We start from the raw sequence: 22443 nt of genomic DNA, 5'->3' as shown, positions 1-22443 counted from the left end.
GGTCGTCGTTGAGTCGAGGGGGTGTTGCGGGTGGAGACTACGCCGGGGCGGAGCGAGCGGAACCCAGCCGCGCCGAGACCTGATGCGCGGGAAGGCCGCCGTCGAGACTGCGGTAGAACTCCAGGTCGGGGGTCAGGTCGGAGCGGGTGATGCTGGTGCCCCCGAGAGCCGACGCGTAGAGCGCCGTCACGAACTCCATCGTCGGACGCGTGCTGGCCAGGGTCGTGGCGTGCGGGCGACCCGCGAGCAGGTCGTCCACGAGTTCGTCGATCTGCGCCGCGTGCTGCGAGGGCCGGTCCGCCCCCGCCGACGCCGTCCACACGTCGGTGACCCCGTCGCCCCCGGCGGAGTTCCCACCGGCGAGTTCCGGATCGCTCCCGTTGGCGGCGACCCGGTCGGCGCCCGGCAGCGGGAACCACGACCAGTCCGCGTCGGAGTAGCCGTAGAGGTGCTCGACCTCGAGGGTCCCGGCCGTGGTGTCGATCCGGATGCGGCTGACCTCCCTGGGCGAGAGCAGGCTCGTCACGACCGAGGCCAGCGCACCGTTGGCGAAGGTGACCGTCGCCGTCGCCACGTCCTCGAACTCGACCGGACGGGCGATGCGGGCGGCCGTGGCGTTCAGCGTCGTCCACTCCCCCATGAGGTGCAGCAGCAGGTCGATCTGGTGGATGCCGTGCCCGAGGGTGGGACCACCCCCCTCGCCGGCCCAGTTCCCCCGCCACTCGGGGTCGAAGTAGCTCTCCGGGCGGTACCAGAGCGTCTCGCACACGGCGACGCGCGGGGTGCCCAGCGAGCCGTCGGCCAGCAGGCGGTGCGCCCGCTCGGCCCCGGACCCGTGCCGGTGCTGGAAGACGACGTAGACCGATCCCGTGCTGGCCGCCTCGGCCTGCGCGATGAGGTCCATGTCGGCCAGGTTGACCGTCGGGGGCTTCTCGAGGAGGACGGAGACGCCGAGCTCCAGCAGGGCGGCGGTGGTCGCCGTGTGCGTTCCCGGTGGCGTGCAGACGGAGACGAGCTGCACGTCCTGGGCCACGAGGTCGGCCAGGCTGTCGCACGCGACGGCGCCGAACTCCTCGGCGAACCCCTTGGCCGACGCGGGGTTCACGTCGTGGGCGGCCACGAGCTCCACCCGGGGGTTGGCCGTGTAGGCCCGCCCGTGCGAGCGGGCGATGCCACCGCAGCCCACGACACCCACGCGCAGGGTCGATCGTCCGGCGCTCACGCCGCGAAACCCTTCAGCGTGGCGTCGCGTTGCGCCGTGATCGCCAGGCGCATCACCTCGAACGTGTGCCGCTGCGGGCAGGCCGTCTCGGTGCGGTGGCGCACGTCGTGCACGAGCGCCGGGTAGTACGGGAGGTCGACGTCGGAGCAGTCGATGCGTTCGGTCGTGCTCCCGTCCACGAGGAAGAGGTGGTCGCCCCCTTCTCGTCCGGCGAGGTCGACGTACTTGCGGAGTTCGATGAACCCCTCGGTACCGAGGATCGTCGTGCGCCCGTCCCCCCAGGTGGGCAGACCCTGGGGCGTGTACCAGTCGACGCGCACGTAACCGTGCGCCCGTTCGGCGGCCAGGGTCAGCTCGCCGAAGTCCTGCATCCGGGGCGAGTCCTCGTGCGTGTAGTTCGCGACGGTGCTCGCCACCACCTCGGCGGTCTCGGACCCCGTGTAGAAGAGGAACTGGTCGATCTGGTGGCTGGCGATGTCGGTGAGGATCCCGCCCGTGCGGTCCCGGTCGTAGAACCACGCCGGCCGTCCCGCGCCCCCGGCGAGGTGGGCGCGGTCCCCCTCGCGGTGCGGGCCCAGCCCGATGGTCTGCACGACCTGCCCGATGCGACCCGCCTGGACGAGTTCGCCGGCCTTCACCGCGCACCGGACCTCGAAGCGTTCCGAGAACGTGACCGACCAGAACCGGCCGGACTCCGCCACCGCCTTCTCGACCTCGTCGAGCTGCTCGAGGGAGATGCAGCCGGGTTTGTCGGCCACGACGTCCTTGCCGTTGCGCAGGGCCGTCACGGCGATCGGCCCCCGCCGGTCCGGGACGGCGGCGGTGACGATCAGGTCGACCGAGGGGTCGGTCAGGAGCTGGTCGGGATGTTCGGCCCAGGGGACGTCGGGCCAGCGTTCGGCGACGCCGCGGGCGATCGCGGCGTCGCGGTCGTCCGTGGCGAGACCCACGAGTTCGCAGCCCTGCGCGAGCAGGCCCGCGATCTGACCGAACGCGTGGGCGTGGTCGAGCCCGACGGCCGCGAAGCGCACGGGCCGGTCTTCAAGAGATGTGCTCACCGTTGACCTCATCTGTGGAAGCAGTGCGGACCACGAAAGTGATCGATAATCTTCGTTGACTTCGAGTACTGTAGTTATCGATCACTTCGGGTGTCAACGATGACGCTCGACAGATCGACCACTCGATCCGCAGCACCTCCCGAGAGGCTGACCATGACCCAGGAGATCTCGCCGGTGCGCAAGCGGGCGACCATCTACGAGGTCGCGGCCCTGGCCGGCGTCTCGCACCAGACGGTGTCGCGCTACCTGCGCAACAACGGCGGCCTGAAACCCACGACGACGGAAAAGGTCGCGGCGGCCATCCAGGAACTCAACTACCGCCCCAACCTCATCGCCCGCTCGATGCGGACCCGGCGGACGGGACGGGTCGCGTTCCTGCTGCCGACGACCACGGCCACCCCCGCCCTCCCGCTGCGGCTGATCTCCGAAGCGGTGGGCGTGGCCCACGGCGCCGGCTACACCATCGACCTCATCGGTCGCGAGGGGTCGGCGGGCGAGCAGAGCGAGCGGGTCCAGGAGATCGCCGACTCCGGCGAGTTCGAGGGGATCCTCGCCCTCGGCACGGGGACGCAGGCGCCCACGCCCACGTCGGCCACCCCCGTCGTGACCATGTCGACCTACGACGCGGAACTGCGCGGCACGGGTGCCCTCGCCGACGGCACCGCCTGCGGGGAGATCGTGCGGATGCTGGTGGGTCTGGGACACCGGCACTTCCTGCACGTCAGCGGCCCGCTCACCTACACCTCGGCGCGCAACCGCCGTCAGACCTTCCTGGACGTCACCGCCGAGCTCGGGGTCGAAGCCACCGTCTTCCTGGGCGACTGGCAGGGCGAGTCGGGCTACGAGGCCATCGCCACCCTCCCCCGCGACAGCCCCGTCACCGCCGTCGTGGCGGGCAACGACTACTCTGCCATGGGCGCCATCCGCGCTGCGACGCAACGGGGGTGGCGGGTCCACCGCGACCTCAGCGTGTTCGGCTGGGACGACAACGGGCTGGGTCGGTTCTGCACGCCGACCCTCTCGACCGTCGCGAACGACCTCGAGCGGCAGGGCCGGGAGGCCATGGAGCGGTTGATCGCCCTGATGCGCCACGAGGAACCCCCGGCAGCGGACCCCCGGTCGCTGCACCGGGTCCTGCCGCGCGAGTCCGTCGGGGTGGCGCCGACGAGACGTCCCCGCCTCCGCGCCGTCCCGCGCTCCTGATCAGTTGAACCAGTCGAGGGGCGAGGAGGACAACGGGCGCCAGTCCGGCGCCCCGCCACCGAGGACCATCAGGGCCGCGGCGAAGGCGATGAGCACCAGCACGCCGACGGCGACGCCCGTCTCGCGCTCCCCGCGCAGGGTGCTGCGGACGGCCTTGCGCGCGCCGCGCTGCAACGACCGGCCACCGGGGCCGTGCCAGGCCACCAGCGTCCCGGCGAGACCACCGAGGGCGAGGGTCCAGGAGCTCTGGTAGTCCAGGGCCGCTCCCCGCCCGAAGGTCCCGACGATGAAGACGACGCTGATGCCCACCAGCAGCGGGATGATCGCCGAGAACACCGTGGAGACGGCTGCGCGGAACGCGTGCCACGGGGTGGCCGCACCGACGGCGAGGGCGTCGGTCGCCCGGGGGCCCGCCTCCCACCGGCGACGGAACAACCCCGCCGCCGCGCGGTCCACGGTGCGGGCGACCGTGCCGCCCACCAGCGAGATGACCACGGCCGTGGCGGGTGCGACCGCGAACACGCCGACGAGGGCGAGCAGCGCGGCGAAGATCGTCCACGAACGTTGCGGGCGCGCGGGCTGACCGTTCGTCCCCGTCGGCGCCTGCGCGGCGGGCTGCGCGTTCGGGTACGGCTGGTTCGGGTACGGCTGACGGTTGACGACCCCGGGACCGGGCAGGGTGGGGATCCACCCGGGCGGGGCCTGCTGCGCCGGCGGGTAGGTCGGCGCGGGCGGGCGGGCGAAGGGCGCCGTCGGCGATGCGGGCTGCTGCGGCGGCAGGACGGTCGTGGACTCCGCGGGCGCCTCCCGGTGCGGCGCCGGGGCCTGCACGCGCGGCAGGGCCGCGGTCTCGTCGGCGATCAGCGACTCGAACCGCGACGGCGGCGCAGCCGGGCGGGAGGGGTCGGGAGCGGGGACGGCCGTGGTGGCCGCGACCGGGTCGACGACCGGGTCGACACGGCCCTGGCTGCCCGTCGTCGCGCCGTCGAGCGCGCGCAGCAGCGCGTCCGGGTGCGGCCGGTGGGCGGGGTTGACCGCGAGCGCCGCGAGGATCGGGCCGCGCAGGTCGGCGGGTACGGCGGAGAGGTCGACGTCGGCGCGGCGGACGCGGTCGAGGACGACCTCCATCGGGCCGGACCCGTAGGGCGGGCGACCGCTGGCGGCGTAGGCGACGGTGGCGGCCCAGCCCCACCAGTCGGTGGCCGGGGAGACGAGTCCACCGGCGACGACCTCGGGCGAGAGGTAGCCGGGGGTCCCCATGACGAGGCCGGTGGAGGTGAGCCGGACGTCGTCGGCGACGTGGGCGATGCCGAAGTCGATGACGACGGGGAGGCCGTCGAGGAGGAGGACGTTGCTGGGCTTGAGGTCGCGGTGCACGACGCCGGCCGCGTGGATGGCGTGCAGGGCTTCGGCGAGGCCGTGGCCGAGGTCGCGCAACCGGCTGCCCTGCAACGGTCCCCGGGTCTGGACGACGTGCTCGAGGGAGGGACCGGGCACGTAGCGGGTGACCAGGTGCGGCCACTGCCCGTCGACGTCGGCGGAGAGCACCTCCGCGACCCGCGGCGAGCGGACGCGTTCGAGGGTGGACACCTCGCGGGCGAGGCGCTGGCGGGCCTGGGGATCGGCGGCGATGTGGGGCTTGAGGACCTTCAGCGCCACGGCGCGGTGCTCGTCGTCGAGTCCGAGGTAGACGATCCCCATGCCGCCCTGGCCGATCTCGCGGTCGAGGCGGTACCGGCCGAGCTTGTCCCCGGGTGAGGGCGCGTAGACGTGCGGACGCCACGTCTGCTGGGGGGTCTGCTGAGGGGTGTTCTCGACGCGGAGCCCCTCGAGCGCGCCGTCGGGGCCACCCGCGCCGGGCCCGACGGCGCGGGTCCGCGCGTCGCCGGAGGAGTGCGGGTAGGGGGTGACCACGCCCCCACGGTACGGCAGGGACAGGCTCCCACCAGGGTGTGCACCGCTCCTCCACACGGTGGTGACCGGGCGGTGATGGCGATCACGACGGGTGTTCCGGCCCGGGCCCCGGTAGGGTCCGGCGAAGAGCAACCACTAGGAGGATCACCCCATGGCCGGCGATTACGACCTGGTGGTGGTGGCCAACCGGCTTCCCGTCGACCGCGTAGAGGAACCGGACGGCTCGACGTCGTGGCGCCGCAGCCCCGGCGGTCTGGTGACCGCCCTGGAACCCGTGATGAGGCGTGAGGACGGCGCCTGGGTGGGCTGGGCCGGAACGCCCGGGGACCCACCGGAGCCCTTCGACGCCGAAGGGGTGCGCTGCGTGCCGATCGGTCTGTCGGCCGAGGAGGTCCAGGACTACTACGAGGGCTTCTCCAACGGCACGCTGTGGCCGCTCTACCACGACGTCATCGTCGCGCCGGGCTACCACCGCAGCTGGTGGGAGGCCTACGTGCGCGTCAACGAGCGCTTCGCGGAGGCCACCGCGGCGCAGGCCGCGGAGGGTGCGACGGTCTGGGTCCAGGACTACCAGCTGCAGCTGGTCCCCCGGATGCTGCGGCGACGTCGTCCGGACCTGTCCATCGGGTTCTTCAACCACATCCCCTTCCCGCCCTTCGAGATCTTCGCGCAGCTGCCGTGGCGCAAGGCGATCATCGACGGCCTGCTCGGCGCCGACCTCATCGGCTTCCAGCGGGCGGCGGACGCGAACAACTTCACCCGGGCCTGCCGTCGCGCCTCCAACCTGCCGGCGCGTTCGGGCCGGATCCGGCTCGACGCCGAGGGCGGGCGCGAGGTGCGGGCGGCGTCGTTCCCCATCTCCATCGACTTCAACGCCCTGGACGAACTCGCCCAGCGCGAGGACGTGAAGGCGCGGGCCGCGGAGATCCGCCGCGACCTCGGCAACCCCGAGCACGTCCTGCTGGGGGTGGACCGCCTCGACTACACCAAGGGGATCCTGCACCGCCTCAAGGCGTTCGAGGAACTCCTGGACGACGGCGGGGTCAGCGTGGAGGAGGCCTCCCTCATCCAGGTGGCGACGCCGTCGCGCGAACGCGTCGAGCAGTACATCCAGCTGCGCCAGGACGTCGAGGTCACCGTCGGGCGCATCAACGGGACGCACGGGACCATCAAGAACACCGCGGTGCACTACCTGCACCACTCCTACGGCCGGGAGGAGATGGCGGCCCTGTTCCTGGCGGCGGACGTCATGCTCATCACCGCGTTGCGCGACGGCATGAACCTCGTCGCGAAGGAGTACGTGGCCGCCCGCCACGACGAGCGCGGGGTGCTGGTGCTGAGCGAGTTCACCGGCGCGGCCGACGAGCTCGGGCAGGCGTTGATGGTGAACCCGCACGACATCGACGGCCTGAAGGACGCGATCGTGCGGGCGTTGCGGATGTCGCCGCGGGAGGCGGGTCGCCGGATGCGGGCGTTGCGCCGTCGGGTCGGGGACCACGACGTGCAGCGCTGGGCGGCGTCGTTCCTGCAGGCGCTGGCCGAGCACCGCACCACCGAGGCGTCGGAGTCGGTCGCCGCGGCGGCCGAGGGGGCGGTGTCGTGAGCCCCTCCCCCGAGGTCCTGACGTCGCTGCGGGAGTTCGCCGCCCGCGGCCGCGTGCTGGTGGCCCTGGACTTCGACGGGGTGCTCTCCCCCCTCGTCGACGACCCGTCGGCCGCGCGGCCGCTGCCGGAGGCGAGCGCCGCACTGGAACGACTCGTCGCGACCACGGACGTCGCGCTGGTCTCCGGTCGCGACCTGGACGACCTGCGGGCGTGCGCGAACCCGCCGGCCGGGGTGGTCCTCGTCGGGGGTCACGGGACCCAGAGCTCCCTCGAGGGTGCCGCCGGCGGTCAGAGCCTGAGCGGGGCGGAGACCGATCTGCTGCAGCGTCTCGGGGCCGCGCTCGACGAGATCGCCGCCGGGCGCGACGGGGTGCACGTCGAGCGGAAACCGATGTCGGCGGTGCTGCACACCCGGCGCGCCTCCCGGCCCGACGCCGAGTCCGCGACGCAGGCGGCCCTGGCCGGACCGGCGACGTGGGACGGCGTGCACGCGTTGCGCGGCAAGGAGGTCGTCGAGCTCGGGGCGGTGGAGCTGGGCAAGGGCGCGGGGCTGCTGCGGTTGCGCGAGCGGCTCACCGGCGAGGGCCCCGCGGTCGAGGCGGTGCTGTTCGCGGGCGACGACGTGACGGACGAGAACGCGTTCACCGCCCTCTCCCCCGAGGGCGGGGACCTCACGGTCAAGGTCGGTGACGGCGAGACCGCCGCGGTCCTGCGGGTGGGCTCGCCGGTCGAGGTGGCCGAGCTCTTGAACACGCTGGCGGACCTGCGCCCCTGAGCGTTCGACGGCTCCTCGGGCGCTCAGCGCTCGACGACGCTCGCGAAGGCGTTGAGGGACTCGATGCGCGAGACGTCCACGTGGTGCACGGGTTCGTTCTCCCGCAGCGATCCGCGCACCGTGACGATCCCGCCCTCGACGCCGAGGACGAGGCCCTGGACCTTGTCGCCGCTCACGGTGTGGATGGTCACCCCGGGGTTGTCCCCGACCCCGGGGGCCCAGGTCTGCGCCGCCTGCGCAGCCGCGGTCAGCAGACGCACGAAGGTCTCGGTCGCGGGGTTCACCCGACCACCCTCCCACCGCGCGGACGCCACGGACAGTCCCCCCGGAGCCGTCCCGCAGGGTCGGTCAGCGGGCGGTGGTGGCGGCGCGTTCGCGCTGGCGACGCACGTAGGCGCGGGCCCACGGGTCGGCGAAGCGGGCGAGCACCGGTCCGAGGACCGCCATCGCCAGCACGTAGGCCGCGGCGAGCGCCGCGAGCCGGGGGTCGACCCCGGCGGCCGTGGCGAGGCCGGCGATGACGATCGAGAACTCGCCCCGGGGGATCAGTGCGGCCCCGGCCCGGATCCGGCCCGGGATCGCGATGCCGGCGCGCTTGGCCGCGACCCACCCGGTGACGAGCTTGGTGAGGACCCCGACGACGACGAGGGCGAGGGCCGGCAGCAGCACGGGCGGCAGGCTGCTCGGATCGGTCGAGAGGCCGAAGGACACGAAGAACACCGCGGCGAAGAGGTCGCGCAGGGGTTCGAGGCGCTGGTGGGTCTCCTGCTCGAGGTCGTTGGAGAGGCTGATCCCCAGCAGGAACGCACCCACGGCGGCGGAGACGTGCAGCTGTTCGGCGACCCCCGCGACGAGCAGCGCGAGGCCGAGGACGCGCAGCAGCGTCACCTCGCTGGAGCCCGCCGAGACGAACTTCGAGATGAGCGAACCCCAGCGCAGCGCGACGACGAGAGCGACGGCGAGGCAGGCGAGGGCGATGAGGACGGACCCCGTCGCCTCCCACACCCCGGAGGCGGCGAGCACCGCGGTGAGGATGGGCAGGTAGACGGCCATGCCGAGGTCCTCGAGGACGAGGATGCCGAGGATCGAGGGCGTCTCGCGGTTGCCGAGGCGGCCCAGGTCGGCGAGCACCTTGGCGACGATGCCGGAGGAGCTGACGGCCGTGATGCCGAACATGGCGAGCGCCCCGACGGGCCCGAAGCCGAGGAGCAACCCGAACGCGGCGCCCGGCAGGCCGTTGAGGAACAGGTCGAGGACGCCGACGGGTGCCTGCCGGCGGAGGTTGCCGAGCAGGTCCCCGGCGGAGTACTCCAGCCCCAGGAGCAGCAGCAGCATGACGACGCCGATCTCGGAGGCGGCGTCGAGGAAGGCGTCGGGCGCGTTCAGCGGGATGACACCGCCGGCCCCGAACGCCAACCCGGCCAGCAGGTAGAGCGGGACCGGGGAGATCCCCAGGCGTCCGGCGAGGCGACCGACGAGACCGAGCCCGAAGATGACCGCACCGAGCTCGATGAGCAGAGCAGCGGTGTGCACCTGTCGAGTTCCGTCCTTCCTCAGATCGCGTCGTCCGCACCGGGAGGGCGCGGGGTCGTCCGGGCCGCGTCAGCCCTGGTGCAGCAGTTCGGCGGTCGCCCGGACCCCTTCCTGGGTCCCGACGACCACGATCTTGTCACCGGAGAGGAACGCCTGGGACGGCGCCGGCGACGGCGTCACCTCGCCGTTGCGCACGAGGGCGACGACGGAGGCGCCGGTGCGACTGCGGATCGCGGCGTCGGCCAACGTCTTGCCCACGTAGGGCGAACCGTCCTCGAGGTAGATGCCCTCGGTGGCGAGGCCTTCGATCTGCTCACGCAGCCGGGCCAGTCGCTCGATGACCCGCGGCTGCCCGAGCAGCTCCGCCAGCACCTCGGCCTCGTCGCCGTCGAGGTCGATCACGGCGTGGCAGGCGTCGGGGTCGTCCTGGGAGTAGACGAGCAGCTCGCGCTCGCCACCGCGGGTCGAGATGACGCCGATGCGCCGACCGCGAGCGGTGGTGAAGTCGTGCCGCAGGCCCACGCCCGGCAACTTGGTCTCTTCCAGGTCCACGATCTCAGTGTCCTCCACGATCGCGGGAGCCGACGACCAGGGCGCCAGCTGTCCCCCGGACGCCACGCCGTCGCGACGTCCTGTCGTCACAACACCGTGTGACGTCCAGAACATCCCACGACATCGCGGCGCGCGGCCCTTGCCCTCGTCGGGTTCGTCGTGCATGATCCGAGCACCGCGACGGAGCGACCCTTCCTCCTGGGACCCGGCAGTGACGCCGCGGACAACTGAACACCTCGTTCCACAACGGATCGTCCGGCACGTACCTGCCGGTGGAAGGATTGACACGATGGCTACGGTCACGTTCGACAAGGCGACGCGCATCTACCCCGGGGGCGACAAGCCCGCCGTGGACGCCCTGGACCTGCACGTCGAGGACGGCGAGTTCCTCGTCCTCGTCGGCCCCTCCGGCTGCGGCAAGTCGACCTCCCTGCGCATGCTCGCCGGTCTCGAGGACGTCAACGGTGGACGCATCCTCATCGGTGACCGCGACGTCACGACGGTTCCCCCGAAGGACCGCGACATCGCGATGGTGTTCCAGAACTACGCGCTGTACCCGCACATGACGGTCGCCGACAACATGGGCTTCGCGCTCAAGATCGCCGGCACCCCCAAGGACGAGATCAAGCGTCGTGTGCAGGAAGCCGCCAAGATCCTCGACCTCGAGGCGTACCTGACCCGCAAGCCGAAGGCCCTCTCCGGTGGTCAGCGTCAGCGTGTCGCCATGGGCCGCGCGATCGTCCGTCAGCCGCAGGTCTTCCTCATGGACGAGCCGCTGTCGAACCTCGACGCCAAGCTGCGCGTCCAGACCCGCACCCAGATCGCGTCGCTGCAGCGTCGTCTCGCCGTCACCACCGTCTACGTGACCCACGACCAGGTCGAGGCCATGACGATGGGCGACCGCGTCGCGGTCCTCAAGGACGGTCTGCTCCAGCAGGTCGACACCCCGCGCCGCATGTACGACCACCCGAACAACGTCTTCGTCGCCGGGTTCATCGGCTCGCCCGCCATGAACCTGCTGACCCTGGACGTCACCGACGGTGGCGTGAAGTTCGGTGACACCGTCCACCCGGTCGAGCGTCACCTGCTCACCAACGCCGGCAACCGGATGACGCTCGGCGTGCGTCCCGAGGACCTGGAGATCGGGACCTCGGGTCTGCCCGTGCAGGTCGAGGTCGTCGAGGAGCTCGGCGCCGACGCCTACATCTACGGTTCGCTGGCCCAGGCGGGCAGCGAGGCGCACCAGGTCATCGCGCGCGTCGACGGTCGCCGTCCCCCGGAGAAGGGCTCGACGGTGTTCTTCACCCCCAAGCAGGGGCACGTGCACCTGTTCGACCACCAGTCCGGTCTGCGCATCGAGAACTGACGTCCGACGTCCACACGGGGGCCGTCACTCCTGCGGGGGTGACGGCCCTCCGTCGTGGGGTGGCACGGAACGGTCCCGATGTTGAGAGGATGAGCACGTGAGCACCCCGACGGCGGCGTCCCTGCAGATCACGGCCGCCCGCCCGTACCCCGGACTCCTCGACCTCCCCTGGGAGATCCCGCTGGAGGAGTGGCCCGAGGAACACCTCGCGGCCCTCCCCCGAGGCATCTCCCGCCACATCGTCCGCTTCGTGCGGATCGGGGGCCGCGTCATCGCGGTGAAGGAGACCAACGCCGACATCGCCCACCGCGAGTACCGGATGCTGCGGATGCTCAACCGGCTCGACGTCCCCTCCGTGGCCCCGGTGGCCGTCATCACCGGCCGCGTCGACGCCAACGGCGAGCCGCTGAACGCGGTGCTCGTCACCCGCCACCTGCAGTACTCGCTGCCCTACCGCGCCCTCTACAGCCAGACCCTGCGGCCCGACACCGCCAAGCGCGCCGTCGACGCCCTCGCGGTCCTCCTGGTGAAGCTGCACCTGCTGGGCTTCTACTGGGGCGACGTCTCGTTGTCGAACACCCTCTTCCGCCGCGACGCGGGGGCGTTCGCCGCCTACCTCGTCGACGCCGAGACGGGTGAGCTCTACGACGAGCTCTCCACCGGTCAGCGCGAGTACGACCTCGACCTCGCCCGCACCAACATCGCCGGCGAGCTCATGGACGTCGTGGCCTCCGAGGCGCTGGACGCCGACATGGACGAGGTCATCGCGATCGCCGACCGCATCGTGTCCCGCTACCGCGCCCTGTGGGTGGAGCTCACCGAGGCGGAGTCCTTCGAACGGGGTGACCGCTGGCGCGTCGAGGCCCGCATCCGGCGCCTCAACGACCTCGGGTTCGACGTCGGGGAACTGGCGATCACGACCGACATCGACGGGACGTCGGTGCGCATCGAGCCGAAGGTCGTCGACGCCGGTCACCACTCCCGGCGTCTGCTGCGCCTCACCGGTCTGGACGCGGAGGAGAACCAGGCGCGTCGACTGCTCAACGACCTCGACTCCTACGCCGCGGCCACCGCCCGCCAGGGCGAGGACGAGGAGATCGTCGCGCACGACTGGATGGCCGACGTCTTCGAACCCGTGCAGCGGGCCGTCCCGCGCGAGATGCGGGGCAAGCTCGAGGCTGCTGAACTGTTCCACGAGGTGCTGGAACACCGCTGGTACCTCTCCGAACGGGCCGGCCGCGACGTCGGCCTCGAGGAGGCGGTGAACTCCTACGTGGTGGGGGTGCTGCCGCAGAAACCCGACGAACGGGCCGTGCTGGGTGTGGACACCCAGTCGTTCCGGGTCATCGCCGACTGAAGCTCTGGAAGGACCCTCGTGCCTGCTGCCGAGAAACCCTGCGTCGCACTCACCGGCGCGGCCGGCAAACTCGGGCGGGTCGTCTTGCGCGACCTGCTCGACCACGGATACTCCGTCCTCGCCCTGGACCAGGTGCGCCCCGCGAGCCTGCTCGCGGGGGACGACGGGCAGTTCGTCAAGGTCGACCTCGCCGACCACGGCCAGGTCGTGGAGGCGCTGACCGGCCGGATCGAGGAACGCCCCGGCCCCTTCGCCGGGGTCGTGCACCTGGGGGCCATCCCCGCCCCCGGTCTCGCGTCCAACGCCGCGACGTTCCGCAACAACTCCGCCGCGACGTGGAACGTCTTCGACGCGGCGCGCGCCGCGGGCATCGACAACGTCGTGTGGGCCTCGAGCGAGACCGTCCTGGGTCTGCCCTTCGACGCCGCTCCCCCGCCCTACGCCCCCCTCGACGAGGAGTACCGCGTCCGTCCGGAGTCGACGTACTCGTTGGTGAAGGCGCTCGAGGAGGAGATGGCGCAGCACTTCTGCCGCTGGAACCCGTCGCTGACGATGACCGGTCTGCGCTTCTCCAACGTCATGCACGTCGAGGACTACGCCCAGTTCCCGTCCTTCGACGCCGACGCGACGCTGCGCAAGTGGAACCTCTGGGGCTACATCGACGCCCGCGACGGCGCCCAGGCCGTGCGCCTGTCGTTGCAGCGCAAGGGTCCCGGCGTCGAGGTGTGCATCGTCGCGAACGCCGACACCGTCATGTCGCGCACGTCGGCGGAGTTGATGGCGGAGGTCTACCCGGGGGTCGAGGTCCGTCACGAGCTCGGTGACCACGAGACGTTGCTCTCGATCGACAAGGCCCGCCGGGTGCTCGGCTACGAACCCGAGCACTCCTGGCGCGACCACGTCTGACCCCTGTCCGTGATCTTGCTGGGAGACCCAGCAAGATCACGGCCCGGTCAGGTCTGGCGGGCCAGAGCCGTCGCGGCGAACTTCGCGTCGGGGTCGAGGATGTCGAGCATCTTCACCATCACCTCGTCGAGCGTGGCGAGGTCGCGCTCGTCGAGCGGGTCGAAGACCAGCTGACGGACCCGCTCGACGTGTCCGGGCGCGGCGGTGACGACCTTCTGGAAGCCGGCGTCGGTGAGGACGGCGACCTGACCGCGGCCGTCGTTGGGGCTCTTCTCGCGGCGGACCCAGCCGTCCTTCTCGAGCCGGCTCACCACGTGGGAGATCCGGGACGGGCTCGCGTTGGAGCGGGCGCCGAGTTCGCTCATCCGCAGGCTGCGCCCCGGTTCCTCGGACAGCATCGCCAGCGTGAGGTAGGCCGTCTTGGTGAGGTCCGCGTCGCGTTGCAGCTGCGCGTCGAGGGCGGCGGGCAGGAGTTCCATGAGCGCGCTGAGCCGCAGCCACACCCGGCGTTCGTCGGTGGAGAGCCAGCGAGGCGTCTGCTCGGTCATCCCGGCATCCTAGCAGATAGTTTCATCTTCAACTAATCACCCTGCGACGGCGCCGGTAGGGGCTCATCCTGCCACGGAGGACCCCACCCCGCGAACCCCGGCGCTCACTTCGTGCTGCCGGCCAGCAGCCCGTTGACGATGTAGCGGTTGAACACCAGCGCGAGCACCGCGGGGACGGCGATGGCCAGGACGCCGGCGGCGTTCAGCAACGTGGACGGGACGACGTGGCGCCCCTGCAGCGAGGCGATGACCACGGTCAGCGGCTGCGTCGAGATGTCGCTGGAGAGGACGAGCGGGAACAGGAACTGCGCCCACGCGAACAGGAACGTGATGAGCGCGGTCGAGATGATCCCCGGCCGGGCCAGCGGCAGCAGCAGGTGCCAGAGCACCTGCATGCGGCCCGCACCGTCGACGAGCCCGGCCTCCTCGATGCTGAGCGGGAGGCTCGCGAAGTAGTTGTGCAGGATCCACGTCGCCAGCGGCAGGAAGCCCGAGACGTAGACCAGGACGATGCCGGTGTAGGTGTTCACCAACCCGAAGGTGCTCATGATGCGGTAGAGAGGGATCAGCGTGGTGTACGCGGGGAACGCCATGGTGGCCAGCAACGCGTAGAAGAGGACGTTGCGTCCCCGGAACTGCATGCGTGCGAACGCGTAGGCGGCCAGGGTCGCCAGCACGACGGTGACGATCGTGGCGAGCCCGCACTCGACGACGATGTTCAGGGACGCACGCCGGACCTGCTCGGGCACGTCCCCGGACCCGCTGAGGAGCGAGCGGAAGTTGTCCAGTGTCGGCCGCAGGGGGACGTACTCCGCGGGGCTGCGCCGCGCGTCGCCCTCGTGCTGCAGGCTGGTCTTCACCGCCCAGTAGATCGGCACCAGCGACCACAGCAGGACGAGGGCGACGCCGACCCAGCGCAGGGTCGGCGTACGGCGGTTCACAGGTCCACCCGGCGGTAGACGGTGCGCACGACCACGAACGAGAGCAGCAGGGTGATGACCGTGATGAGCAGCGACAACGCGTACCCCTGCCCGAAGTCGAGGTTCTGGAAGCTGGTGAAGTAGGTCTGCATCATCACCGAGGCACCGGTGTCGGCGGCCCCGTTGAGGACGTAGGGCTGGTCGAAGACGTTGAGGGTGGCGATGACGGCCTGGACCATCGCGACCGCGATCCCCGGACGGGCCAGCGGCAGCGTGATCCGCCAGAACGCCGACCACCGCGAGCACCCGTCGATCTGGGCCGCCTCGTAGAGCTCACCCGGGATGAGCTGCAGCGCGGCCAGGATCAGCAGCGCCGACAACGGGGTGATCTGCCAGACCTGGACGAGTTCGATGAGCGCGATGGTCAGCAACCGGTTCTGACCCAGCAGGATCGAGTCCCCCGACCCCAGGTGCAGCGACGTCGCGACGCTGTTGACCAGCCCCGAGCTCGGGTCGAAGATCCCGCTCCAGAGGATGCCCTCGACGACCCCCGGCAACGCCCACGGGAGGATGACGACGGCGATGACGAGGCTGCGACCGCGGAACGCCTGCTGCAGCACGACCGCGACCGCGACCCCGAAGACCGTTGAGAGGACGACCCCGACGACGACGTAGAACCCGGTGTTCTGCAGGCTGGTGACGACGGCGTCGTTGCGGAGCAGCCGTGCGAAGTTCCCGAGGCCGTCGAACCGGGTCGGCGGGTCCAGCGCGCTGGAGCGGAAGAACGACTGCACGACGGTGAACGCCGCCGGCACCAGGGCCAGGCCGACGACGAACACCGCCACCGGGGCGACGAGCACGTAGGGCAGGAGGTCGAACCGCCTGCGACGCAGCGTCGCGGCCGCCGGGACGTCGGTCCCGTGCGGTCGGTGCGGTGCGGACGTGGAGGTCACGAGCCGCTCGCGAGTTCGTCGGCCTTCTCGGCCATGGCCTTCACCGCGGCCTCGACGCTCAGCGAGCCCGTCGCCGCCGCGTGCAGGCTGGTGTAGACGGTGTTGGAGAACTCCGGGTACCAGGTCGGGGCCCCTCCCCCGAAGACCGGTTTCGAACTCTTGAGCATCGGGGTGAGGACATCACCCTGGACCAGGTTGCCGCCGCTGGTCATGGCCTCGACGGCGCTGAGCCGGGACGGGATCGGGTAGGCGCTGTAGGCCTTGTCCGGGCCGTTGACGCCGGCGAAGTCGGTCTGCTGCTTCTGGGACGTGAACCACTCGATGAACTTCGCCGCCGCGTCGGGGTACTTGGCCTGCTTCGGGATGCCGACGCCGTCGGGGTTGCTGAGGTTGGCCGTCGGCCCGTCCACCCCGGGGGTCGGGACGTAGCGGACCTTGCCCACGACGGAACTCGAGGCCGGCACGTCGTAGAGGGTCCCGACGGTGCCGGAGTAGTCGGAGAAGGTGCTCGCGACCAGCCCCTGGGCCATCTGGGTCTGCTGCCCCTGGCTGTCGGTGACGTTGATGTTCCCCGGGGCGACGAGGCCCTCCGTCAGGGCGTCGACCATCCACTGCGCGGCCTCGTACCCGCCGGAGCCGGCGTCGGCGAACTGCGGCTTCCCGTCCGCGTCGAGGACCGTCCCCCCGAAGGCCGCGGTGGTCTCGTACCAGTAGGTCGAGAGTCCCTCGGCCGCGGCGAAGGGGATGTTCAGCGGGTGCTCCGCGATGCCCTTCGCCTTGATCCGGCGCAGGGCGTCGGTGTACTCCGCGATCGTCGTCGGAGCCGGGTTCGCCCCCGCGGCCGTGAACATCTCGGTGTTGATCGTCGTCACCATGAAGGAGGCGTCGTAGGGGATGCCGACGACGTGGCCGTCGGTGGTGAAGGAGGCCAGCTGGGGGACGTCGGCGGCCATCCCCTTCGTGTCCAGGTAGGACTCCATGGGGTAGAACCAGCCGAGCTTGCCGAGTTGCCCCACCCGGGACCAGTCGACGTTCGTCGCGTCGGCGAAGTAGGTCTTCGCGGTCGCTGCGGCCGAGATCTTCGTCTGCAGGCTGTCCCAGTCGAGGTTCACCCACTTCACGGTGATCCCGGTGTCGCTCCGGAACGCGTCGAGAGCGGCCTGCGGCAGCGGTTCACCGGCCAGCGCGACGGTGATGGTGACCCCGCTGGTCTGGGTGGAACCACCCCCGCCGGACCCACTGCCGCCGCCGCACCCGGCGCCCAGGAGACCCACCCCGGCGACGGCGGTGACGAAGCTGCGCCGGGACCAGGAACCCGGAAGTGTCGACCGCGGCATGGCGCCTCCTCGTTCACGAACGGCACGGAGAACGCTCACCACGCTGTGAGCAGTTCTGCGCATTTGTCGAAGTGAACACTAGGAGTCGCGTCCGGCCGCGTCAACGGGTTCCCGCACACGCTCGTCTCGCGGTCACGTGGATGGTCGAACGCGCAGAAGTGCTCAGCGAGCTAGGCTGTCCCCGTGCGGAAGGTAGAACGACTCAGCGCGATCCTGGACCGCGTCTCGGACAGCGGGAACGTCGACGTCGTCGAGCTCGCGGAGGTCCTCGGGGTCTCCGGCGCCACCGTCCGGCGCGACCTGCAGTCCCTCAGCACGAGCGGTCTGCTGGTGCGCACGCACGGCGGAGCCGTCGCCAACGACGTCGGCGACGAGCTCCCGGTGCGGATGAAGGCGGCGCGACGCCAGAGCGAGAAGCGACGCATCGGCGTGGCCGCGGCGGCGATGATCCCCGAGGGCGCCGTCGTCGGGATGACGGGCGGGACCACCGCTCTCGAACTCGCCCGCGAGCTGCGGGCCCGGCGCGGCATCACGGTGGTCACCAACGCCCTCGACATCGCGGTGGAACTCGCCGGCCACAGCGGCATCCGCCTCGTCGTCATCGGCGGGATCGTGCGGCACTCCCTGGAACTCGTCGGGCCGGCCGCGGAGTCGATGCTGTCCAACTACCACCTCGACATCGCCTTCGTCGGCGTCGACGGGCTCACCGTCGAGGACGGCTGCAGCACCTACGACGAGATGGAGGCGCAGACCGACCTCGCCTTCCTGCGCCGCGCCCGGCGCAACGTCGTCATCGCCGACAGCTCCAAGATCGGGAAGGTGACGTTCGCCCGGATCGCCGGCCTCGACGAGGTCGGTGAGCTCGTCACCGACCGGGGCGCCGACCCCGCCCAGCTCGACGCCCTGCGCGCGGCCGGCGTCACCGTCCTCACCGTCTGACTCCCCCCCGCGGAAACAACACTCTCCGCCCTCCCGGTGGCCCGTGAGAGGGCGGAAAGTGTCGTTTCCACGGGGGTGGGGTCAGCGGTGGCGCGCGACCTCGTAGAGGGCGATCCCGGCGGCGACGCCGGCGTTGAGCGACTCGAAGGCACCGGCCATCGGGATGCTGACGACCTGGTCGCACTTCTCGCGCACGAGGCGCGACAACCCGGCGCCCTCGGCGCCGACGACGAGGACGATCGGGCCGTCGGCCAGCTTCAGCTGGGGCAGCAGGACGTCACCCTCGGCGTCGAGACCGACGACGAACAGACCGGCCTTCTGGTACTCCTCGATCGCGCGGACGAGGTTCGTCGCCCGCGCCACGGGGGTGCGGGCCGCGGCACCGGCCGACGTCTTCCACGCCGAGGCGGTCATGCCGGCCGCCCGACGTTCGGGGACGACGACACCGTGACCGCCGAACGCGGCGACGGAGCGGACGACGGCCCCGAGGTTGCGGGGGTCGGTCACGCCGTCGAGCGCGACGATCAGCGCCGGACGTCCCGAGTGCGAGGCCCGGTCCAGCAGGTCCATCGGGTGCTTGTAGTTGTACGGCGGGACCGTGGCCGCGACGCCCTGGTGGACGGCGTTCTCGGTGTGGCGGTCGAGTTCCTGACGCGACGCCTCGAGCAGGGGGATGCCCTTGTTCCCGGCGGTGGAGAGGATCTCCTTGATCCGCTCGTCGGACTCGACCCCGGACGCCACGTAGATGCCGGTGATCGGCAGTTCCGCGCGCAGCGCCTCGACGATGGAGTTGCGGCCCGCGATCCACTCCGTCTCACCGGCGGGTTTGCGCCGCGTCGGCGGACGACCGCCGGGACGGGCGTTCGTCGTCGCCGCCCGGTGGGCCGCCTTGCCGGCCGCCTTCGCCGCCGGGTGGTAGGGACGCTCGGTCGCCTTCGGCGTCGGCCCCCTCCCCTCGAGGCTTCGGCGGTTCTTGCCCCCGGAGCCCCCGGTCGGACCCTTCTTGCCCTTGCTGACAGCGCCGCGACGCTGAGAGTTCCCTGCCACTAGTGCTCACCCTCCAGAACCCACCGAGCCCCGGTGGGGGTGTCCTCGATCACGATGCCCGCATCCTTCAGGGAATCGCGCACCGCGTCGGCGGTGGCGAAGTCCCGTGCGGCACGGGCGGTTGCCCGGTCGTCGAGCCGTGCGCGCACCAGCACGTCCAGTGCGGTGCGCGCGGTGTCCGTGCCGCCTGCCTGCGAGGCCCACGGTTCCGCGAACGGGTCCAGGCCCAGCACGTCCAGGCCGGCCCGGACCTGTTCGTAGGCGCTCTTCAGCGCCGCGTCGTCGCCCGCCGCGAGGGCGGAGTTGCCCGCCCGCGCCGTGTCGTGCAGGACCGCGAGCGCCGCGGGGGTCGCCATGTCGTCGTCCATCGCCGCGGCGAACTCGGCGGAGACGTTCGCGACGGCGGTCCGGCCGAGGCGTTCGGCGGCCCGGCGCACGAAACCCTCCAGCCGCGAGTACGCGGCCTCGGCCTCCACGAGGGAGTTCTCGGAGTACTCCAGGTGCGTGCGGTAGTGCCCGGCGACGAGGTAGTAGCGCAGCACGACCGCGCGGTGGGTCTGCAGCAGGTGCGGGACGCCGAGGACGTTGCCGAGCGACTTGCTCATCTTCTCGCCGGACATCGTGACGAAGTAGTTGTGCAGCCAGTAGTTCGCGAACCCGTCGCCGGCGGCGCGCGACTGCGCCTGCTCGTTCTCGTGGTGCGGGAAGCGCAGGTCGAGACCGCCGCCGTGGATGTCGAAGCGGGGGCCGAGGTAGCGCCCGGCCATGGCCGAGCACTCCAGGTGCCAGCCGGGCCGGCCCGGGCCCCACGGCGTCGGCCAGGACGCCGTCGCGGGTTCGCCGTCCTTGCGTCCCTTCCAGAGGGCGAAGTCGCGGGCGTCGCGCTTGCCGCGGGGGTCGGCGTCGGTGGCCGGTTCCATGTCGTCGAGCTTCTGGTGGGTGAGCTCGCCGTAGTGGGGCCAGGAGCGCACGTCGAAGTAGACGTCGCCCGACCCGTCGCCCGCGGCGTAGGCGTGACCGCGCTCGATCAGGCGCCCGATCAGCTCGACCATCTCGGTGACGTGGCCGGTGGCGCGGGGCTCGACCGTGGCGGGCAGGACGCCGAGGGCGTCGTAGGCGGCGCCGAACTCGCGCTCGAAGCGGTACGCGTGGGCCCACCACTCCGTCCCGGCCTCGGCGGCCTTGGTGAGGATCTTGTCGTCGATGTCGGTGACGTTGCGGACCATCGTCACGGCGTAGCCGCTGCGGGTGAGCCACCGGCGCAGGACGTCGAAGGCGACCTGGGCGCGGACGTGGCCGAGGTGGGGTGACCCCTGCGGCGTCGCGCCGCAGACGTAGATGCCGACCTGCCCGGGGACGAGCGGCGCGAACTCGCGCACCGCGCCGGCGGCGCTGTCGTGCAGGTGGAGGGTCACGGACTCCAGGATACCGGGGCTCGCGCTGTCTCCGAGCCCGTCGTTAGTGTCCTTCCCATGGCTTGGACCGTTCCCGGAGTGATCTCGCGCGCCAAGGGCGCCCCCGTCGAGACCGTCGACATCGTGGTACCCGACCCGATCGCCGGTGAGGTCGTCGTCGACGTCGCGGCGTGCGGGGTCTGCCACACCGACCTGCACTACCGCGAGGGCGGGATCAACGACGACTACCCGTTCCTGCTGGGCCACGAGGCCGCCGGCACCGTCTCCGCGATCGGCGAGGGCGTCACCAACGTCACGATCGGCGACACCGTCGTCCTCAACTGGCGCGCGGTGTGCGGGCAGTGCCGCGCCTGCAAGCGGGGCCGGCCGCAGTACTGCTTCGCCACCCACAACGCGTCGCAGAAGATGACGCTGACCGACGGGACCCCGCTCTCCCCCGCGCTGGGCATCGGCGCCTTCACCCCCAAGACCCTCGTCGCGGCCGGTCAGGCCACCAAGGTCGACGCGGGGATCGACCCCGCCGTCGCGGGCCTGCTGGGCTGCGGGGTCATGGCCGGGATCGGCGCGGCGGTCAACACCGCCCCCGTCCAGCGCGGCGACACCGTCGCCGTCATCGGGTGCGGCGGGGTGGGGTGCGCGGCGATCGCGGGCGCGGTCCTGGCCGGGGCCCGTCGGGTCATCGCCGTCGACCTCGACGACAAGAAGCTCGGGTGGGCGAAGCAGCTCGGCGCGACGCACACCGTGAACTCGCGGGGGCTCTCCGAGGACGAGGTCGTGAAGGCCGTGCAGGACCTCACCGACTCCTTCGGTGCGGACGTCGTCATCGACGCCGTGGGCCGCCCGGAGACGTGGCGGCAGGCGTTCTACGCCCGTGACCTCGCGGGCACCGTCGTGCTCGTGGGTGTGCCGACGCCGGAGATGCAGCTGGAGGTGCCGCTGCTGGACGTGTTCGGTCGTGGCGGGGCGCTGAAGTCCTCCTGGTACGGCGACTGCCTGCCCGAGCGGGACTTCCCGCAGCTGCTGGAGCTGCACGCGAACGGCCGGTTGCCGCTGGACGCGTTCGTGTCCGAGCGGATCGGGCTCGGCGACGTCGAGGAGGCCTTCGCGACCATGAAGTCCGGTGACGTGCTCCGGTCGGTCGTGATCCTGTGAGCGCGCGGATCGAGCACCTCGTCACGTCGGGCACGTTCTCCCTCGACGGGCAGACCTTCGACGTGGACAACAACGTGTGGATCCTCGGCGACGACCGCGAGGTCGTCGTGCTGGACGCCCCGCACGACCCGGACGCCATCGCGGCCGCCGTGGGCGAGCGGACCGTCCTCGCGGTGCTGTGCACGCACGCTCACGACGACCACGTGCGCCAGGCTCCGGCCCTCGCCGAGCGGTTCAGCAGCAGCGAGCACCAGGTGCCGATCCTGCTGCACCCCGCCGACCGCGAGGTCTGGGAACTGACCCACCCGGGCGTCCCCACGACCGACCTGTCCCACGGCGAGATCGTGACCGTGGCCGGGACGGAGCTGCACGTCCTGCACACCCCCGGGCACACCCCGGGCGCGGTGAGCCTCTACGCGCCGGAGCTGTCGACGGTCTTCACGGGCGACACCCTCTTCGCGGGCGGCCCGGGGGCGACCGGGCGGTCGTTCTCGAGCTTCGCGACGATCGTCGACTCGATCCGCGACGTGCTCTTCGAGCTCCCCGCCGACACCCGCGTCCACACCGGCCACGGGGACGACACGACCATCGGCGACGAGTCCCCGCACCTGCAGGAGTGGATCGCCCGCGGCCACTGAACCC

At 71.7% G+C, this 22443-nt stretch carries 21 protein-coding genes; 9 read left to right on the top strand and 12 right to left on the bottom strand.

The features are described 5' to 3' along the window. Positions 1-37 precede the first annotated feature (37 nt). The gene (locus ACFQ46_RS18930) at positions 38-1222 is read right to left on the bottom strand and encodes a Gfo/Idh/MocA family protein (protein ID WP_380260932.1); all 1185 of its coding nucleotides are present in this window, start codon (positions 1220-1222) and stop codon (positions 38-40) included. Then, complete coding sequence (locus ACFQ46_RS18925) at positions 1219-2280, bottom strand: Gfo/Idh/MocA family protein (protein ID WP_380260930.1); 1062 nt, start codon at positions 2278-2280, stop codon at positions 1219-1221. Before ACFQ46_RS18925 ends, ACFQ46_RS18930 begins: the two co-directional genes overlap by 4 nt. 153 nt (positions 2281-2433) lie before the next feature. On the opposite strand from ACFQ46_RS18925, the gene ACFQ46_RS18920 reads away from it, so the two are divergent. Next, a complete protein-coding gene (locus ACFQ46_RS18920; RefSeq protein ID WP_328292749.1) occupies positions 2434-3483 on the top strand; it encodes a LacI family DNA-binding transcriptional regulator in 1050 nt (349 codons plus the stop codon). Here ACFQ46_RS18920 and ACFQ46_RS18915 read toward each other — a convergent pair whose 3' ends face one another. Further along, the gene (locus ACFQ46_RS18915; RefSeq protein WP_380260928.1) at positions 3484-5397 is read right to left on the bottom strand and encodes a protein kinase; all 1914 of its coding nucleotides are present in this window, start codon (positions 5395-5397) and stop codon (positions 3484-3486) included. A 151-nt stretch (positions 5398-5548) separates the two neighbouring features. Here ACFQ46_RS18915 and ACFQ46_RS18910 point away from each other — a divergent pair, with 151 nt between their 5' ends. Both ACFQ46_RS18910 and otsB read left to right on the top strand, forming a co-directional pair. Then, positions 5549-7000 carry a trehalose-6-phosphate synthase gene (locus tag ACFQ46_RS18910; protein ID WP_328292751.1) on the top strand — a complete coding sequence of 484 codons (1452 nt, stop codon included), beginning with the start codon at positions 5549-5551 and terminating at the stop codon, positions 6998-7000. Continuing rightward, positions 6997-7776: a trehalose-phosphatase gene (gene otsB, locus ACFQ46_RS18905; RefSeq protein ID WP_380260925.1), complete on the top strand. Its 780-nt coding sequence runs from the start codon at positions 6997-6999 to the stop codon at positions 7774-7776. Before ACFQ46_RS18910 ends, otsB begins: the two co-directional genes overlap by 4 nt. Before the next feature lie 23 nt (positions 7777-7799). Here otsB and ACFQ46_RS18900 read toward each other — a convergent pair whose 3' ends face one another. The 3 genes from ACFQ46_RS18900 to ACFQ46_RS18890 all read right to left on the bottom strand — a co-directional run bounded on the left by ACFQ46_RS18900 (position 7800) and on the right by ACFQ46_RS18890 (position 9861). Beyond that, positions 7800-8060, bottom strand: a complete 261-nt coding sequence (locus tag ACFQ46_RS18900) for a hypothetical protein (RefSeq protein WP_380260923.1) — start codon at positions 8058-8060, stop codon at positions 7800-7802. 64 nt (positions 8061-8124) lie between these two features. After that, positions 8125-9309 (bottom strand): cation:proton antiporter, encoded by a 1185-nt coding sequence (locus tag ACFQ46_RS18895; protein WP_380260921.1) that lies wholly within the window; start codon positions 9307-9309, stop codon positions 8125-8127. Positions 9310-9378: 69 nt separating this feature from the next. Beyond that, on the bottom strand, positions 9379-9861 hold the full coding sequence (locus ACFQ46_RS18890) for a cation:proton antiporter regulatory subunit (RefSeq protein ID WP_328292755.1): 483 nt from the start codon (positions 9859-9861) through the stop codon (positions 9379-9381). Positions 9862-10150: 289 nt separating this feature from the next. Here ACFQ46_RS18890 and ACFQ46_RS18885 point away from each other — a divergent pair, with 289 nt between their 5' ends. The 3 genes from ACFQ46_RS18885 (at position 10151) to ACFQ46_RS18875 (ending at position 13490) form a co-directional block, all read left to right on the top strand. Continuing rightward, positions 10151-11227, top strand: coding sequence for an ABC transporter ATP-binding protein (locus ACFQ46_RS18885; RefSeq protein WP_380260919.1), 1077 nt, complete (start codon positions 10151-10153; stop codon positions 11225-11227). A 97-nt stretch (positions 11228-11324) separates the two neighbouring features. Further along, positions 11325-12584, top strand: coding sequence for a DUF4032 domain-containing protein (locus ACFQ46_RS18880; protein ID WP_380260917.1), 1260 nt, complete (start codon positions 11325-11327; stop codon positions 12582-12584). 18 nt (positions 12585-12602) lie between these two features. Beyond that, complete coding sequence (locus ACFQ46_RS18875) at positions 12603-13490, top strand: NAD-dependent epimerase/dehydratase family protein (RefSeq protein ID WP_380260915.1); 888 nt, start codon at positions 12603-12605, stop codon at positions 13488-13490. Positions 13491-13537: 47 nt separating this feature from the next. Here the strand turns inward: ACFQ46_RS18875 and ACFQ46_RS18870 are convergent, their stop codons facing one another. The 4 genes from ACFQ46_RS18870 to ACFQ46_RS18855 form a co-directional block, all read right to left on the bottom strand. Further along, positions 13538-14038: a MarR family winged helix-turn-helix transcriptional regulator gene (locus ACFQ46_RS18870; protein ID WP_380161083.1), complete on the bottom strand. Its 501-nt coding sequence runs from the start codon at positions 14036-14038 to the stop codon at positions 13538-13540. A gap of 104 nt (positions 14039-14142) precedes the next feature. Then, positions 14143-14979 carry a carbohydrate ABC transporter permease gene (locus ACFQ46_RS18865; protein WP_380260913.1) on the bottom strand — a complete coding sequence of 279 codons (837 nt, stop codon included), beginning with the start codon at positions 14977-14979 and terminating at the stop codon, positions 14143-14145. After that, positions 14976-15911 carry a carbohydrate ABC transporter permease gene (locus ACFQ46_RS18860; protein WP_380260911.1) on the bottom strand — a complete coding sequence of 312 codons (936 nt, stop codon included), beginning with the start codon at positions 15909-15911 and terminating at the stop codon, positions 14976-14978. The genes ACFQ46_RS18865 and ACFQ46_RS18860 overlap by 4 nt, the downstream gene beginning before the upstream one ends. Then, the gene (locus ACFQ46_RS18855; RefSeq protein WP_380260909.1) at positions 15908-17248 is read right to left on the bottom strand and encodes an extracellular solute-binding protein; all 1341 of its coding nucleotides are present in this window, start codon (positions 17246-17248) and stop codon (positions 15908-15910) included. Before ACFQ46_RS18855 ends, ACFQ46_RS18860 begins: the two co-directional genes overlap by 4 nt. Positions 17249-17431: 183 nt before the next feature. Here ACFQ46_RS18855 and ACFQ46_RS18850 point away from each other — a divergent pair, with 183 nt between their 5' ends. After that, positions 17432-18187, top strand: coding sequence for a DeoR/GlpR family DNA-binding transcription regulator (locus ACFQ46_RS18850; RefSeq protein WP_380260907.1), 756 nt, complete (start codon positions 17432-17434; stop codon positions 18185-18187). Between the two features lie 81 nt (positions 18188-18268). On the opposite strand, the gene rlmB is transcribed toward ACFQ46_RS18850, so the two are convergent. Both rlmB and cysS read right to left on the bottom strand, forming a co-directional pair. Then, positions 18269-19234: a 23S rRNA (guanosine(2251)-2'-O)-methyltransferase RlmB gene (rlmB, locus tag ACFQ46_RS18845; protein WP_380260905.1), complete on the bottom strand. Its 966-nt coding sequence runs from the start codon at positions 19232-19234 to the stop codon at positions 18269-18271. Continuing rightward, entirely contained in the window at positions 19234-20649 is a 1416-nt protein-coding gene (cysS, locus tag ACFQ46_RS18840) for a cysteine--tRNA ligase (protein WP_380260903.1), read from the bottom strand. The genes rlmB and cysS overlap by 1 nt, the downstream gene beginning before the upstream one ends. 57 nt (positions 20650-20706) lie before the next feature. Between cysS and ACFQ46_RS18835 the strand changes: the two genes are divergently transcribed. Both ACFQ46_RS18835 and ACFQ46_RS18830 read left to right on the top strand, forming a co-directional pair. Next, on the top strand, positions 20707-21801 hold the full coding sequence (locus tag ACFQ46_RS18835) for an S-(hydroxymethyl)mycothiol dehydrogenase (protein WP_380260901.1): 1095 nt from the start codon (positions 20707-20709) through the stop codon (positions 21799-21801). After that, the gene (locus ACFQ46_RS18830; protein WP_380260899.1) at positions 21798-22439 is read left to right on the top strand and encodes an MBL fold metallo-hydrolase; all 642 of its coding nucleotides are present in this window, start codon (positions 21798-21800) and stop codon (positions 22437-22439) included. Before ACFQ46_RS18835 ends, ACFQ46_RS18830 begins: the two co-directional genes overlap by 4 nt. Positions 22440-22443: the final 4 nt, after the last annotated feature.

This window comes from Kineococcus sp. GCM10028916 (genome assembly GCF_042674865.1).
Classification (GTDB): Bacteria; Actinomycetota; Actinomycetes; order Actinomycetales; family Kineococcaceae; genus Kineococcus.
The sequence above is the reverse complement of the archived record's forward strand: the minus strand, read 5'-3'. Positions and strand labels throughout refer to the sequence as shown.

What these genes read in the sequence shown, in the direction of transcription:
- ACFQ46_RS18920 (WP_328292749.1), top strand. Translation starts at nt 2,434, where the DNA reads ATGACCCAGGAGATCTCGCCGGTGCGCAAGCGGGCGACCATCTACGAG.
- ACFQ46_RS18910 (WP_328292751.1), top strand. Translation starts at nt 5,549, where the DNA reads ATGGCCGGCGATTACGACCTGGTGGTGGTGGCCAACCGGCTTCCCGTC.
- ACFQ46_RS18885 (WP_380260919.1), top strand. Translation starts at nt 10,151, where the DNA reads ATGGCTACGGTCACGTTCGACAAGGCGACGCGCATCTACCCCGGGGGC.
- ACFQ46_RS18870 (WP_380161083.1), bottom strand. Translation starts at nt 14,038, where the DNA reads ATGACCGAGCAGACGCCTCGCTGGCTCTCCACCGACGAACGCCGGGTG.
- ACFQ46_RS18855 (WP_380260909.1), bottom strand. Translation starts at nt 17,248, where the DNA reads ATGCCGCGGTCGACACTTCCGGGTTCCTGGTCCCGGCGCAGCTTCGTC.
- ACFQ46_RS18835 (WP_380260901.1), top strand. Translation starts at nt 20,707, where the DNA reads ATGGCTTGGACCGTTCCCGGAGTGATCTCGCGCGCCAAGGGCGCCCCC.